1 protein-coding gene is annotated in these 670 nt (G+C 46.9%); it reads right to left on the bottom strand.

Annotated elements, in window-relative coordinates; genetic code table 11:
- A partial coding sequence (locus tag A3739_RS09980) for an aconitase family protein (RefSeq protein WP_255376776.1) occupies positions 1 to 670 on the bottom strand: 670 nt, incomplete at both ends.

Below are 670 nucleotides of genomic sequence, written 5' to 3'. Positions count from 1 at the left end.
CGTAGTAAGAAGTAGGACGGATAACATCATGCGTGTAACGCTTAGAGATGTCTTCGTTGTTTACGTCTGGGTCAGCAATCATTGGCTCTTCGATTGCATCTAGGTCAACAACAAGCTCTGCGTAGTACTTCGCGTTGTCGTCTGGAGCAAGTGCTGGAGCTTCGCCAGATTTCACTTCAGCGATACGCTTGTCAGCAAGCGCGATCAAGCCTTTAAGCATCTGTGCTTCGTTGTCCATGCCTTTGTCGATCATGATCTGGATACGTGACTTAGCAAGCTCTAGTGAGCCGATCAAAGTTTCGTTAGTAGAGATACAGATAGACGCTTTCGCCTTCATCTCTGCAGTCCAGTCAGTGAAGGTAAACGCTTGGTCAGCAAGTAGAGTACCGATTTGTACTTCGATAACACGACCTTGGAAAACGTTTTCGCCAGCGAACTTCTTAAGCATTTGTGCTTGAGTCGCGTGTACGATGTCACGGAAGTCCATGTGTGGCTTCATAGAACCTTTAAAGGTTACTTTTACTGACTCTGGGATTGGCATTGCTGCTTCACCAGTTGCTAATGCAATTGCAACTGTACCTGAGTCTGCACCGAACGCTACACCTTTAGACATACGCGTGTGTGAGTCACCACCGATAATGATTGCACGGTCATCTACAGTGATGTCGTT

This window comes from Oleiphilus sp. HI0067, assembly GCF_001635735.1.
This window is presented reverse-complemented; position numbering and strand designations above follow the sequence as displayed.